The following is a 14,397-nucleotide window of genomic DNA, read 5'->3' as shown; positions in this document are numbered from 1 at the left end:
TGCCTGATGCGACGCTGGCCGCGTCTTATCAGGCCTACATATCCGCGCCTGTTATCAGGCAACCACCGTTTACCCCGTCACCACTTCACCTGCCGGTGGCGTTTCCAGCAGTTCCAGCATGGTGCGGGCAATTTCACGCTCGCCCATCACCACCTGATTCGCGCCACGTTCGGTGATATATGCCACCTCGTCGTCATAATGGGCGCGGGCGATAATCTCAATATCCGGGTTTTTCGCGCGAGCAGACGCCACAATCTCGCCTGCTTCGTAACCGTTGGGAATCGTCAGGATCAGCCATTTTGCGCATTCCAGATGCGCCAGTTGCATGATCTCTTCGTTAGCCGCGTTGCCTAATACCGCCCGGACTCCGCGCTCACGCAGTTCGTCGACGCGAGTACGTGACGTCTCAATCACCACTAAAGGAATATCAGACGCGAGCAATTTCTCCCCCAGCAGGCTGCCCACACGACCATAACCTACCAGCAGCGCATGGTTGCAGATATCCACCGGAATCTGCTTCTCTTCTTCGATAGCTTCCTCCAGCGTCTGCTCTTCCAGCGTTTCGGTTTTCGCCAGGTATTTCTCCAGCAGCGCGAACAGCACCGGGTTGAGCATAATCGACAAAATCGCCCCCGCCAGCACCAGGTTTTGCCCCGCCTGCGGCAGCAGATTCAATGCCATCCCCAGTCCCGCCAGGATAAAGGCGAACTCACCAATCTGCGCCAGGCTGGCGGCGATGGTCAACGCCGTACGCTGGGAGTGGCCAAACAACCGGACGAGGAAGAGCGCCGCGACCGATTTACCAAACAGAATAATCGCCAGCGTAGCCAGCACCGCCAACGGCTGCTGAATCAGGATTAACGGATCAAACAACATCCCGACAGAGACGAAGAACAACACTGCAAACGCATCACGTAATGGCAGCGTATCGTGGGCGGCACGGTGGCTAAGTTCGGACTCATTCAGCACCATCCCGGCAAAGAACGCGCCGAGTGCAAAGGAGACGTCAAACAGCTCCACCGCGCCAAAAGCAATCCCTAACGCCAGCGCCAGCACCGACAGGGTAAACAACTCGCGCGAACCCGTTGCCGCGCTACGTGCCATAATCCACGGCACCAGACGGCGACCTACCAACATCATAATGGCAATAAACGCGACAACTTTGCCGATAGTGATACTCATATCCAGCGCCAGCGTCGCAAAGCCCACATCGCCCTGTTCCAGCATTCCGGCTACCGCTGGCAGCAACACCAGCGTCAGGACCATCACCAGGTCTTCCACAATCAGCCAGCCGATGGCGATTTGCCCTCGCTGGCTGTCTATTAATTGCCGTTCTTCAAGTGCACGAAGTAACACTACCGTACTGGCGGTGGAAAGACACAAACCGAACACGATACCAGTCATCAACGACCAGCCCAGCACGGCGGAGAGCGCCATACCCAGCAGTGTCGCCACGGCTATCTGGGCAATTGCGCCGGGAATGGCGATGGACTTTACCGCCATCAAATCCTTGAGCGAAAAATGCAAACCGACGCCGAACATCAGCAAAATAACGCCCAGTTCCGCCAGTTCAGGCGCAAGTTTTGTATCGGCAACAAAACCTGGGGTAAAGGGGCCTGCCAGCACACCCGCTAACAGATATCCCACCAGAGGAGAAATACGCAGTTTATTGGCCAGCATGCCGAGGATAAAGGCAAGCACAAGGCCGCCAACAATTGTGGTGATAAGCGGGGTGGCGTGATGCATTCCGTCTCCTTTTCCTGGTGGTGGTTGTCCATATTTTGGCCGGGAAAACCAAAATTACAGGTAATAGTTTATGACAATTTCATAGATGATGTTTATGAATAATTGTTGAATTTTGCAGAAAAATGGAATTAGCCGCAAAAAAGGCACGGATCGGAAAAGTGATGAGGTGTATGAAGAGGAAAGGCTTATGGTTACTGCAAAATGAAGCAGCCAAAGTTTACCTTTGGCTGCCGGGAATTCAGGATTTATGCCGATTATCAGGTAAGAATATGGTCAACATTCCAAGAAGCGGCAGGAAAGCACATATTTTATAAACTAACTCGATACTGGTATGGTCGGCGATAAGCCCCAGAACTGCGGCTCCAAGGCCACCCATGCCAAAAGCAAAACCGAAAAAGAGCCCGGAAACCATGCCGATACGCCCTGGAAGCAGCTCTTGCGCATAAACCAGAATGGCAGAAAACGCAGAGGCGAGGATAAATCCAATAATCACCGTCAAAACCCCCGTCCAGTGCAGGCTTGCGTACGGTAAAATAAGCGTAAAAGGCGCAACGCCGAGGATAGAGCCCCAAATTACATATTTTCGACCAATCTTATCGCCAACAGGCCCGCCAATCACCGTCCCCGCCGCAACGGCAAACAGGAAGGCAAACAGATGAAGTTGGGCATTCTGGATGGATAATCCGAATTTTTCCATCAGATAAAAGGTGTAATAGCTGCTGATGCTCGCCATATAGAAATATTTCGAGAAAATCAGCACTAACAGTACGCAAACAGCCAGCACGACCTTATTTCGTGGCAGCGGATTGATTATTGGCGCTTTCGGCTTGCCTTTACTCATTCGGTGCTGCGCAGAGTACCAGCGGCTGATTTGCGCCAACACCACGATTGCCAGCAGTGCCGCCAGTACAAACCATGCAACGTTGCCTTTGCCATAGGGGGCGATGAGCACCGCCGCCAGCAAAGGCCCCAACGAACTGCCAAAGTTACCGCCGACCTGGAAGATGGATTGCGCCAGACCATGACGTCCGCCAGACGCCATACGTGCCACGCGGGAAGATTCTGGATGAAAGACCGACGAACCGGTACCGACCAGCGCTGCCGCCAGCAACACCGAGCCAAAACTGCCCGCCAGTGCCAGCAATACCAGGCCGCTTAAGGTAAAGCACATGCCAATTGGCAACGACCACGGCATTGGGTATTTATCTGTCCAGTAGCCGACGACCGGTTGCAGCAGCGAAGAGGCGAGCTGGAAGGTGAGGGTTATCAGCCCAATCTGCATAAACGTCAGGGAAAACTCTGACTGTAATAGCGGATAAATCGCCAGAATCAGCGATTGGATCATGTCGTTCAGCAGATGTGAGAGGCTGATAGCACCTAAAATACCAAACGATGTTCGGGCCTTGGTGGCCGACGCAGTCGCGCCCGCCACAGGCTGGGATTGTTCACTCATTGCCATAGGAAAGTCACTTTTTTAGAGTTGCGATGTAAAAATTTATCTTAATTGTGATTATTACCTGACTAACATACCTGCACGTGCCTTTTGAAGGAAGTCTCAATGTGGAAAACAGAATTTCCAATCTGGATGTAGATTTATCGTAACCGAACGCAGACTTGTCTATGATGTCGCGTCATACTAATTTTCAACACGTTATTATCTGGTCAGGGAGAGAAGTATGAAATTATTGCAGCGGGGTGTGGCATTAGCACTGTTAACCACATTGTCACTGGCGAGTGAAACTGCGTTGGCCTATGAGCAGGATAAAACCTATAAAATTACGGTTCTGCATACCAACGACCATCACGGTCATTTCTGGCGCAATGAATATGGCGAATACGGTCTGGCGGCACAAAAAACGCTGGTGGACGGTATTCGTAAAGAGGTCGCTGCTGAAGGCGGGAGCGTGCTGCTACTTTCTGGTGGCGACATTAATACCGGTGTGCCGGAATCCGATTTGCAGGACGCAGAGCCAGATTTTCGCGGCATGAATCTGGTGGGCTATGATGCAATGGCGATTGGTAATCATGAATTTGATAACCCGCTCACCGTATTACGCCAGCAGGAAAAGTGGGCAAAGTTCCCGTTGCTCTCTGCCAATATCTATCAAAAAAGTACCGGCGAGCGCCTGTTTAAACCCTGGGCGCTGTTTAAACGCCAGGATCTGAAAATCGCCGTTATCGGTTTAACAACTGATGAAACAGCGAAATTAGGTAACCCAGAAAACTTCACCGACATTGAATTCCGTAAACCTGCCGACGAAGCCAAACTGGTGATCCAGGAGCTGCAACAGACAGAAAAGCCGGACATTATTATCGCGGCGACCCATATGGGGCATTACGACAACGGTGAGCACGGTTCTAACGCGCCGGGTGATGTAGAGATGGCGCGCAGTTTACCTGCCGGATCGCTGGCGATGATTGTCGGCGGACATTCGCAAGATCCCGTCTGTATGGCAGCTGAAAATAAAAAGCAGGTAGATTACGTTCCTGGTACACCATGCAAACCGGATCAACAAAACGGCATCTGGATTGTACAAGCGCATGAGTGGGGCAAGTACGTTGGTCGGGCCGACTTTGAGTTTCGCAACGGCGAAATGAAAATGGTCAACTACCAGCTGATTCCGGTGAACCTGAAGAAAAAAGTCACCTGGGAAGACGGGAAAAGCGAGCGTGTGCTGTACACCCCGGAAATCGCCGAGAATCAGCAAATGATCTCGCTGTTATCGCCTTTCCAGAACAAGGGCAAAGCGCAGCTGGAAGTGAAAATTGGCGAAACCAATGGTCGTCTGGAAGGCGATCGTGACAAAGTGCGTTTTGTACAGACCAATATGGGACGATTGATTCTGGCAGCCCAAATGGATCGTACTGGTGCCGACTTCGCGGTGATGAGCGGAGGCGGAATTCGTGATTCTATCGAGGCAGGCAATATCAGCTATAAAAACGTGCTGAAAGTGCAGCCGTTCGGCAATGTGGTGGTGTATGCCGACATGACCGGTAAAGAGGCGATTGATTACCTGACTGCCGTCGCGCAGATGAAGCCGGATTCCGGTGCCTACCCGCAATTTGCCAACGTCAGCTTTGTGGCGAAAGACGGCAAACTCAACGACCTGAAAATTAAAGGCGAACCGGTCGATCCGGCAAAAACCTACCGCATGGCAACATTAAACTTTAATGCTACTGGCGGTGATGGTTACCCGCGCCTTGATAACAAACCGGGATATGTGAATACCGGCTTTATTGATGCCGAAGTGCTGAAAGCGTATATCCAGAAAAACTCGCCGCTGGATGCGAATGCTTATGAGCCGAAAGGTGAGGTGAGCTGGCAGTAATCTGAAAGTGCCGGATGCTCACATCCGGCACGATGCTTAATCGCGGCGAGCGATATCGGCAAATTTGGCATCGAGGATCTTCGCCAGATCGCTTGCCGCCAGTTCGATATCCAGCCCGCGTTTACCGCCGGAAACATAAATAGTGGCAAATTCTTGTGCGGGGGCGTCGATAATCGTCGGCAGACGTTTTTTCTGCCCTAGTGGGCTAATTCCACCAACCAGATATCCCGTTGAACGCTGCGCGACCATCGGATCGGCCATCTCTACTTTCTTGGCTCCCAGCGCCTTAGCCACTTTTTTGAGATCCAATTGACCTGCGACCGGCGTGACGGCCACTGCCAGATGTTTCATATCGCCGTTCACTGCGACCAGCAGCGTTTTGTAGACCTGATCCGGATTCAAACCTAATTTTTTGACGACTTCATCGCCAAAATTGGTTTCAGCCGGATCGTGTTCGTAGGTATGAACCTGAAAAGAAATTTTGTTTTTTTCGAGTAATTTAACTGCGGGTGTCATCGTAATTTTCCTGCCTCAAACAAAAAACGGAGAAAGCATACGCCTGATGGCGGCCCAAAAAAAAGTGTCATCTTGCCTAAGAGTATTGGCAGGATGGTGAGATTGAGCGACAATCGACTTACACCGTCGTTTAAAGCGACGGCATAATAATAAAAATATGAAATTCCTCTTTGACGGGCCAATAGCGATATTGGCCATTTTTTTAGCGCAACATCTGCGGCAAATTTCCTTCTCCATACAGATGTAAAGCACCGACCGCGACCACATAGCGCCCCGGCGGCATGGCGCGTAATTTATCCCGCCAGGCAAGATTGCGCTGGTGCATCAGGACATCATACAGCGACTGGCTAAACGTATTGGGCAGCGTTATTTCATTATTTTGCGGCGGCGCATTCAGCCACCAGCTCATCATTTGTTGCAGCAACCGTGCATTGGTATGCCAGTGAGTCAGCGTATCGTCCAGCAGCGCCTGTCCTTTGTCGGGAAGCTGGAGCAACATGGCAATTTGCTTTTCTGCCCCTTCCAGTTCAATTACAGGTTTATGTTGTTGCTTCGCCGCCTGCAATAACTGGTAATCGATACCGTATTCTGCCCGCAGCCCCAGCTTTTGTGCCTGCGTCGCCTGAAGAACCATCGCGATTTGCCACAGCGGTTGAGTAGAAAAGAGTGAGGGAGAAATGCCCATCTCCTGGCTAATGTGCTGCAGATTTTGCAATTGTTCTTCACTAATGCGCTCTTCCAGCGCCTCGCAGGCTGGCAAATTGGCAAAAGGTGTATCGCTGGTGGAAACATCCGCCTCGACGATCAGCGCATCGGCGTTTTTGAGCTTTTTGAGCAAACGGGTGGGCAGGGGAGCCATATCGTGACTCCCCATATGAATACTGCCAATCAGATGAAAATGGCGATTGCCGGGAAGAGAGATATCGATGGCAGGCCAGGTGTAATGATTACCGCGCAGCGCGGCCCAAAGCGTTTTTACCCGGTACAACAGATCCATACGACCTCCCTTTGTGAAATATCATGCTAGCGCGCGGGGAGGGATGGCGCAAATGGAGTTGATTATTGCACTTGTGCACAGTGCTTGTGTGCATTACAATGATTAAATAATGGACAAGGAGATGAGAGTGGAATGGCTCAAAAGAAAAATATAAGGAGTTTTCGTGATGCCTGGTTGGCTGATTTTTTTGTCCATTCAACGCCACATCGAAAGATCCCTGCTGAAATCCATACCACGTTATCACGAAAGTTGGACATCATTAATGCTGCCACTTCTCATCGGGATTTACGCTCCCCTCCGGGGAACCGATACGAAGAGTTATCCGGGAAATTACAGGAATACTCCTCCATTAGAGTGAATAAACAGTACCGACTGATATTTAAATGGGTTAATGGCAAGGCCGAAGAATTGTTTTTAGATCCACACAACTACTAAAACATAGCTGTCGTATTGACGAGAAAGGTAAAACCATGAAACAGGCAACAAGAAAACCGACGACACCCGGAGATATTCTTCTCTATGAATATCTGGAACCGCTCGATTTGAAAATCAATGAGTTAGCAGAGTTGCTGCATGTTCATCGTAATAGCGTCAGTGCACTGATCAATAACAATCGTAAACTCACCACTGAAATGGCATTCCGTCTGGCGAAAGTTTTTGATACCACAGTCGATTTTTGGCTAAACCTCCAGGCGGCGGTTGATCTTTGGGAAGTTGAAAACAACATGCGTACCCAAGAAGAATTGGGACGGATTGAAACAGTGGCTGAGTATTTGGCTCGCCGTGAAGAGCGTGCAAAAAAGGTCGCGTAAGGTCAAAACATCGCTTCATCTCGTAGGTCGGATAAGGCGTTCACGCCGCATCCGAGCACCATTGCCTGATGCGACGCTGGCGCGTCTTATCAGACCTACAAACCAATGCCTGAACCGTAGGCCGGATAAGGCGTTTACGCCGCATCCGGCAGTCATGCGCCGATGCCAAATGCGCCGCCCTAAAGCAGCGCATCCGCAATGACGTACTTATTCCTTCGGTTTAAACCGCAGCAATCGGTTGGCGTTACTCACTACGGTAATCGACGAGAGCGCCATTGCCGCTCCGGCAACTACCGGGTTAAGCAGTGTTCCAGTGAACGGCCACAAAATACCGGCGGCGACCGGAATACCGATACTGTTGTAGATAAACGCGCCGAGCAGGTTCTGCTTCATGTTGCGCAGCGTTGCGCGGGAAATAGCGAGCGCATCCGCAACACCCATCAGGCTATGGCGCATCAGGGTAATCGCCGCGGTTTCAATGGCAACATCACTGCCGCCACCCATCGCAATACCGACATCCGCCTGGGCCAGCGCTGGCGCGTCGTTAATGCCGTCGCCCACCATTGCCACCTGACGTCCTTCACTTTGCAGACGTTTGATCGCTTCGGCTTTACCGTCCGGCAGCACCCCGGCAATCACTTCATCAATTCCCGCTTCTTTGGCGATTGCATTGGCGGTGGTTGGGTTATCCCCGGTCAACATCACCAGACGATATCCCGCTTTATGCAGGCGTTGCAGCGCCGCCACGCTATCACTACGCAACGGATCGCGTACTGCCAGCAGGGCCACCGCTTTCCCGTCAACCGCCAGCAGCACAGGCGTTGCGCCTTGCGATGCCTGAGCTGAAATATCTGCTTCAATCGCTTTAGTATCGACTTGCTGGTCATTTAACAACGCCTGATTACCCAGCAATAACGCATGACCTTCTGCTTCACCGCTCACGCCCAGCCCGCGCAATGTGCGGAAACCGTTGACCTGCGGTAGCTGCATATCGCCTGCTTTATCGAGGATCGCTCGTGCCAGCGGATGGCTGGAACCTTGCTCCAGCGCCGCCGCCAGACGCAATGCCTGCGCTTCATCAACATCAGCAAACGTTTTCACTGCGACAACCTGTGGCTTCCCTTCGGTCAGCGTCCCGGTTTTATCGAACACGACGGTATCGAGCGTACTGGCGCGTTGCAGTGCGTCGGCGTCTCGCACCAGCACGCCAAACTCAGCCGCCCGCCCGACGCCAGAAATAATCGACATCGGCGTCGCCAGCCCCAGCGCACACGGACAGGCGATAATCAGCACTGTGGTGGCAATCACCAGGGTATAGACAATCTGCGGTGCCGGACCAAAGAAATACCAGATTGCCGCACTGACCAGCGCAATCACCACTACCACCGGCACAAACACGGCAGAGATTTTATCCGCCAGCTGACCGATTTCTGGCTTGCTGCTCTGGGCCTGGCGCACCATACGAATAATCCGCGACAGCGTGGTATGGCTGCCAACCGCACTGGCGCGAAACAGCACGCTACCGTCCTGTACCACTGTCCCGGCATGGACGCTATCGCCTTCGCCTTTTTGCTGCGGGATTGGTTCGCCCGTCAGCATCGCTTCATCCAGCCACGCTTCGCCTTGTGTAATTTCACCATCTACCGGCACGCGGTCGCCCGTCGTCAGGCGCAGTAGCATGCCTGGCTGAACTTCCGCCAGCGGCACGCTTTTTTCACCTTCGTCAGTAACCAGTCGTGCCGTCGGCGGGGTTAAATCGAGTAATTTCTCCAGCGCCTTTGAAGAACGCTGACGTGCGCGTGCTTCCAGCATATGGCCGAGATTAATCAGACCGATAATCATCGCGCTGGCTTCGTAATAAAGATGCCGCGCTTCCATCGGGAACCACTGCGGCCACAGGTTGACGCTCATCGAATAGAGCCACGCCACGCCCGTACCCAGCGCCACCAGCGTATCCATCGTCGCCGCACCGTTGCGCAGGCTTTTCCACGCGCTGCGGTAAAAATGTCCGCCCGCGAAGACCATCACCGCCAGGGTTATCAGGCCGATAACCAGCCACAGGCTGCGGTTGTCAGCGGTGACCATCATGTTATCGCCGATCATCCCCCAGACCATCACCGGGATACCCACCGCCAGGGCGACAATCGCCTGCCAGCGGAAGCGCTTCATTGTAGCGATGGCGGTTTCCTGCTGGCGCTCACGGCGTTTAGCGTCATCTTCAATCGCTTCCGCGCCGTAACCTGCTTTCTCCACCGCCTGCACTAAATCTTGTGGGGAGGCACTGCCCATCACCAGCGCAGTACGCTCCGCCAGGTTTACCCGTGCCTGGGTGACGCCCGGTACGCTTTGCAGCGCATTTTGTACGCGGGTGACACAGCTGGCGCAGCTCATGCCGCTCAGCAGCAACTGCTGGCTGTCATCGTCATCGGCGGTCGCTGCCGGAAGCTCATCAGAAACCGCTGTCAGTGCTTCCGACGGGATTGATGACTCCGCCAGCGGTTTAGCCTTTGGGTGGCTTACAGATGCGTCATAACCCGCTTGTTTGATGGTTTCGATCAGCTGTTCTGCACTGGCAGTGCCGGTAACGTGTGCTTCAGTGACAGACACATCAGCCTGCTCAACGTCTGGGCGCTGTTCGAGACTTTCTTTCACGCGTTTAACGCAGTGACCGCAGGACAGGCCGTCCAGGGTCAGGTCGATAGTTTGAGACATAGTTCACTCCTTTAAGACAGTGTTGACTGACTGTGATAAAGGGTAAACCTTCCAGCAAGGGGAAGGTCAAGAAATTATTTATCAGCGAAATGAAAAGTCGGCAGAGATTAAAAAATTGGCGCAATTAGCATCAGAATTAGACATTTATCTCTTTGTTTTCCTTTATCTAAAGTACGGGTGCTAAGTTAAATCAGGATGCCTGAAAACTGGCATCGGGGTGAGGAAATACCTCCCGCATCTATAAAAAGGAGTTAACAAAAGATGTTAGATGCAAACAAATTACAACAAGCAGTGGATCAGGCGTATACCCAATTTCACTCACTTAGCGGCGGACAAAACGCCGACTACATCCCCTTTCTGGCGAATGTCCCCAGCCAACTGGCGAGCGTCGCTATCGTAACCTGCGATGGCAATATCTATAGTGCCGGTGACAGTGATTACCGCTTTGCGCTGGAATCCATCTCCAAAGTCTGTACGCTAGCCCTCGCGTTAGAAGATGTCGGCCCGCAGGCTGTACAAGATAAAATTGGCGCAGATCCCACCGGACTTCCCTTTAACTCGGTCATTGCCTTAGAACTTCATGGTGGCAAACCGTTATCACCGCTGGTTAATGCGGGGGCTATCGCCGCTGTCAGTCTGATTAAAGCCGAGAATGCAGAACAACGCTGGCAGCGAATTTTACATATTCAACAACAGATTGCAGGAGAACAAGTCGCGCTCTCTGACGAAGTCAACCAGTCGGAACAAACAACCAACTTCCATAACCGCGCTATTGCCTGGCTGCTGTACTCCGCCGGATATCTGTATTGCGATGCGATGGAAGCCTGTGATGTCTACACTCGCCAATGTTCCACGCTCATCAATACCGTGGAACTGGCGACGCTTGGCGCGACGCTGGCGGCGGGCGGTGTTAATCCGCTAAGTCAAAAACGTATTCTGCAGGCCGACAACGTGCCGTACATTCTGGCCGAAATGATGATGGAAGGGCTGTATGGTCGCTCCGGTGACTGGGCGTATCGCGTGGGTTTGCCAGGAAAAAGCGGCGTTGGCGGCGGCATTCTGGCGGTCGTACCTGGCGTGATGGGGATTGCCGCGTTCTCCCCGCCGCTGGATGAAGACGGTAATAGTGTTCGGGGTCAGAAAATGGTGGCATCTGTTGCTAACCAACTCGGCTATAACGTGTTTAAGGGCTGATCATGATGAACGCGGAAGGTGATAACGGTAACAAACCCCTCGGGCTATGGAACGTCGTTTCCATTGGCATCGGGGCAATGGTGGGGGCAGGGATCTTTGCCCTGCTGGGGCAGGCGGCGTTGTTAATGGAAGCCTCAACCTGGGTCGCTTTTGCCTTTGGCGGCATAGTGGCGATGTTTTCCGGTTATGCCTATGCGCGGCTTGGGGCGAGTTATCCCAGTAATGGCGGGATTATTGACTTCTTTCGCCGGGGATTAGGGAACGGCGTCTTTTCACTGGCATTATCCTTGCTTTACCTGATGACGCTGGCGGTGAGTATTGCTATGGTTGCCCGCGCATTTGGTGCTTATGCCGTGCAGTTTCTGCATGAAGGCAGCCAGGATGAGCATCTTATTTTGCTGTACGCGCTGGCTATCATTGCTCTGATGACGTTATTCAACTCTTTAAGCAACCACGCGGTAGGCCGACTGGAAGTTATCCTCGTTGGCATCAAAATGATGATCCTGTTGTTGTTGATCATTGCGGGCGTCTGGTCGCTACAACCTGCGCACATTTCTGTCTCCGCGCCACCCACTTCCGGCGCGTTCTTCTCCTGTATCGGGATTACCTTCCTTGCCTACGCGGGCTTTGGCATGATGGCGAACGCAGCGGATAAAGTAAAAGATCCGGCGGTCATTATGCCACGGGCGTTTCTGGTGGCGATTGGCGTTACTACGCTGCTTTACATCGCACTAGCGCTGGTACTGCTTAGCGATGTTTCGGCATTAGAGTTAGAAAAATATGCCGATACCGCGGTAGCGCAGGCCGCTTCTCCGCTGCTCGGGCATGTGGGGTATGTGATTGTGGTGATCGGCGCTTTACTGGCGACGGCTTCAGCCATTAACGCTAACCTGTTCGCGGTATTTAATATCATGGACAACATGGGCAGCGAGCATGAACTGCCGAAGCTAATGAATAAATCCCTGTGGCGGCAGAGCACATGGGGCAACATCATCGTGGTGGTGTTGATCATGCTGATGACGGCGGCGCTGAATTTAGGCTCGCTCGCCAGCGTTGCCAGTGCCACTTTTTTGATCTGTTACCTGGCAGTGTTTATGGTCGCTATCCGCCTGCGTCATGATATTCACGCCTCGTTGCCAATCCTCATCGTTGGCACGCTGGTTATGTTGTTGGTGATCATCGGTTTTATTTACAGCCTGTGGTCCCAGGGCAGCAGTGCGCTGATGTGGATTATAGGCGCACTATTACTAAGCCTTATTGTGGCAATGGTAATGAAACGGAATAAAACGGTATAAACCTTCTTGTGCGCAGTGCTTTCTGCACTGCGCTTTTATTTTTTATCCTTAATTTAATCCCTTGCTTATGCCTTTAATAAATAATTCACACAAAAAAGATATATAGACGATAAAACTGTGATTTCTATCACTTCTTATCGTGGATTATTCTTAACGAGGATGATGGTAAACTAAAAGTCGTAGTGTATTCTTAATAAATAACGTATAAGCTTTTTCACTGCATTTCTTTTAATGGGGGAAGTAAAAACAAAAGAGATGCACAAGTTATTACCCTTCTTAAATAAAATGATGCTGGTTATAAAGATCAGTTAAAATAATGACCTGGAAGGAAGTGACTTATCTATGGCGCGATTACAATTAAAAAACCGTAAAAATAAAGGTCTGATATTTTTAATCAGTTTTATTGTGATGGGTGGAGACACACTTGCTGCGCCATTACCGCAATGGGCGAATGCCCCTGCGGTTACGCCGGTTGCCAGTTTATCGTTACAGGAAAGCATATTGCGTGCCTTTGCGCGAAACCCCGACGTCACCCAACAGGCGGCGCAGATAGGTATTGGTGAAGCGCAAATCGATGAAGCCAAAAGCGCCTGGTATCCGCACATCGGTTTAACGGGTAATGCGGGGCCTTCCCGGCAAACGGACTCCAGCGGCAGGCTGGATAACAACGTTTCTTATGGCATAACCCTGACGCAGCTGGTGTATGACTTTGGTAAAACCAGTAACGATATCAAACTGCAAACTGCTGCTCGTGACAGCTACCGCTTTAAATTGATGGCAACCTTAACCGACGTAGCCGAAAAGACGGCGACGATCTATATGGAAGTCAGTCGTTATCAGGCTTTGTGCGACGCAGCGCAACGTAACATTCACTCTCTGGAAAACGTCTACAACATGGCCGCACTACGCGCCAACGCTGGGCTTAATTCATCATCCGATGAGTTACAGGCGCAAACGCGTATAGCGGGAATGCGCTCGACGCTGGAACAATATCAGGCACAGATGACAAGCGCCAAAGCACAGCTGGCGGTGCTCACAGGCGTACAGCCGGAGGCGATAGCTTCGCCGCCAGCCGCATTAGCCGAACAGCCAGTGTCGCTAAAAAATATCGACTATCAGTCCATCCCGCTGGTACTGGCGGCAGAAAACTTACGCCAGTCTGCCCAGTACGGCGTGGAAAAAACTAAATCGCAATACTGGCCTACGCTCAGTATTCAGGGCGGCAAAACGCGCTACCAGACCAGCGACCGCTCGTATTGGGATGATCAGTTACAACTGAACGTCAACGCGCCGCTGTATCAGGGCGGCGCGGTTTCAGCCCAGGTGCAACAAGCCGAAGGGCAACAAAAAATCTCTGCCTCGCAGGTTGAGCAGGCAAAGCTGGACGTGCTTCAACGAGCGTCGGTGGCGTATGCCAACTGGACTGGCGCACGGGGTCGTGAAGAGGCTGGGTTAGCGCAATCTGAAAGTGCGCACAAAACGAGAGATGTGTACCAAAATGAATATAAATTGGGTAAACGCAGCCTGAATGATCTATTAACCGTCGAGCAAGATGTCTTTCAGGCGCAATCGGCTGAAATAAATGCCAATTATGATGGCTGGGTCGCCGCAGTGAATTATGCCGCTGCGGTTAATAACCTTATTCCATTAGCGGGAATTAAACAGGGCTTATACAACGACTTACCCGACTTGAAATAATCCTGCCATTATTAATATCAGGTATGCATCGTTGTTGAGTGATTACCTTTGTCTTATTTAGATAAATGGACTCGCTAAGGATGTGCGCCATTTATCAG

11 protein-coding genes are annotated in these 14,397 nt (G+C 51.8%); 6 read left to right on the top strand and 5 right to left on the bottom strand.

Annotation, left to right across the window (positions count from 1 at the left end; translation table 11 throughout):
* Positions 1-69 precede the first annotated feature (69 nt).
* Positions 70-1,746, bottom strand: a complete 1,677-nt coding sequence (ybaL, locus tag D9597_RS15060) for a YbaL family putative K(+) efflux transporter (protein WP_130215499.1) — start codon at positions 1,744-1,746, stop codon at positions 70-72.
* Between the two features lie 238 nt (positions 1,747-1,984).
* Positions 1,985-3,205, bottom strand: coding sequence for a fosmidomycin MFS transporter (gene fsr / locus D9597_RS15055; RefSeq protein ID WP_130223189.1), 1,221 nt, complete (start codon positions 3,203-3,205; stop codon positions 1,985-1,987).
* A gap of 217 nt (positions 3,206-3,422) precedes the next feature.
* On the opposite strand from fsr, the gene ushA reads away from it, so the two are divergent.
* On the top strand, positions 3,423-5,075 hold the full coding sequence (gene ushA / locus D9597_RS15050; protein ID WP_130223187.1) for a bifunctional UDP-sugar hydrolase/5'-nucleotidase: 1,653 nt from the start codon (positions 3,423-3,425) through the stop codon (positions 5,073-5,075).
* Positions 5,076-5,111: 36 nt separating this feature from the next.
* Here the strand turns inward: ushA and ybaK are convergent, their stop codons facing one another.
* Together ybaK and D9597_RS15040 are read right to left on the bottom strand one after the other, a co-directional pair.
* A complete protein-coding gene (gene ybaK, locus D9597_RS15045; protein WP_130215505.1) occupies positions 5,112-5,591 on the bottom strand; it encodes a Cys-tRNA(Pro)/Cys-tRNA(Cys) deacylase YbaK in 480 nt (159 codons plus the stop codon).
* Between the two features lie 202 nt (positions 5,592-5,793).
* Positions 5,794-6,588 (bottom strand): TraB/GumN family protein, encoded by a 795-nt coding sequence (locus D9597_RS15040; protein ID WP_130223185.1) that lies wholly within the window; start codon positions 6,586-6,588, stop codon positions 5,794-5,796.
* A 132-nt stretch (positions 6,589-6,720) separates the two neighbouring features.
* On the opposite strand from D9597_RS15040, the gene D9597_RS15035 reads away from it, so the two are divergent.
* Both D9597_RS15035 and D9597_RS15030 read left to right on the top strand, forming a co-directional pair.
* Positions 6,721-7,023: a type II toxin-antitoxin system RelE/ParE family toxin gene (locus D9597_RS15035; protein WP_000057523.1), complete on the top strand. Its 303-nt coding sequence runs from the start codon at positions 6,721-6,723 to the stop codon at positions 7,021-7,023.
* Between the two features lie 35 nt (positions 7,024-7,058).
* Positions 7,059-7,400: a HigA family addiction module antitoxin gene (locus D9597_RS15030; protein ID WP_000806442.1), complete on the top strand. Its 342-nt coding sequence runs from the start codon at positions 7,059-7,061 to the stop codon at positions 7,398-7,400.
* A gap of 207 nt (positions 7,401-7,607) precedes the next feature.
* Here D9597_RS15030 and copA read toward each other — a convergent pair whose 3' ends face one another.
* On the bottom strand, positions 7,608-10,112 hold the full coding sequence (gene copA / locus D9597_RS15025; protein WP_130223184.1) for a copper-exporting P-type ATPase CopA: 2,505 nt from the start codon (positions 10,110-10,112) through the stop codon (positions 7,608-7,610).
* A 261-nt stretch (positions 10,113-10,373) separates the two neighbouring features.
* Between copA and glsA the strand changes: the two genes are divergently transcribed.
* The 3 genes from glsA (at position 10,374) to D9597_RS15010 (ending at position 14,299) form a co-directional block, all read left to right on the top strand.
* The gene (gene glsA, locus D9597_RS15020) at positions 10,374-11,306 is read left to right on the top strand and encodes a glutaminase A (RefSeq protein WP_130223182.1); all 933 of its coding nucleotides are present in this window, start codon (positions 10,374-10,376) and stop codon (positions 11,304-11,306) included.
* 2 nt (positions 11,307-11,308) lie between these two features.
* A complete protein-coding gene (locus tag D9597_RS15015; protein ID WP_130223180.1) occupies positions 11,309-12,601 on the top strand; it encodes an APC family permease in 1,293 nt (430 codons plus the stop codon).
* A 342-nt stretch (positions 12,602-12,943) separates the two neighbouring features.
* A complete protein-coding gene (locus D9597_RS15010) occupies positions 12,944-14,299 on the top strand; it encodes a TolC family outer membrane protein (protein ID WP_130223178.1) in 1,356 nt (451 codons plus the stop codon).
* The last annotated feature ends 98 nt before the right edge of the window (positions 14,300-14,397 follow it).

The sequence above is a fragment of the Escherichia sp. E13S3 genome, assembly GCF_004212325.1.
Taxonomy (GTDB): Bacteria; Pseudomonadota; Gammaproteobacteria; order Enterobacterales; family Enterobacteriaceae; genus Escherichia.
This window is presented reverse-complemented; position numbering and strand designations above follow the sequence as displayed.

Bases quoted from the DNA above. Each gene is read 5' to 3' on its own strand.
- D9597_RS15015 (WP_130223180.1), top strand. From the start codon at position 11,309: ATGATGAACGCGGAAGGTGATAACGGTAACAAACCCCTCGGGCTATGG.
- D9597_RS15030 (WP_000806442.1), top strand. From the start codon at position 7,059: ATGAAACAGGCAACAAGAAAACCGACGACACCCGGAGATATTCTTCTC.
- D9597_RS15035 (WP_000057523.1), top strand. From the start codon at position 6,721: ATGGCTCAAAAGAAAAATATAAGGAGTTTTCGTGATGCCTGGTTGGCT.
- copA (WP_130223184.1), bottom strand. From the start codon at position 10,112: ATGTCTCAAACTATCGACCTGACCCTGGACGGCCTGTCCTGCGGTCAC.
- ybaK (WP_130215505.1), bottom strand. From the start codon at position 5,591: ATGACACCCGCAGTTAAATTACTCGAAAAAAACAAAATTTCTTTTCAG.
- D9597_RS15040 (WP_130223185.1), bottom strand. From the start codon at position 6,588: ATGGATCTGTTGTACCGGGTAAAAACGCTTTGGGCCGCGCTGCGCGGT.
- ushA (WP_130223187.1), top strand. From the start codon at position 3,423: ATGAAATTATTGCAGCGGGGTGTGGCATTAGCACTGTTAACCACATTG.
- D9597_RS15010 (WP_130223178.1), top strand. From the start codon at position 12,944: ATGGCGCGATTACAATTAAAAAACCGTAAAAATAAAGGTCTGATATTT.
- glsA (WP_130223182.1), top strand. From the start codon at position 10,374: ATGTTAGATGCAAACAAATTACAACAAGCAGTGGATCAGGCGTATACC.
- ybaL (WP_130215499.1), bottom strand. From the start codon at position 1,746: ATGCATCACGCCACCCCGCTTATCACCACAATTGTTGGCGGCCTTGTG.
- fsr (WP_130223189.1), bottom strand. From the start codon at position 3,205: ATGGCAATGAGTGAACAATCCCAGCCTGTGGCGGGCGCGACTGCGTCG.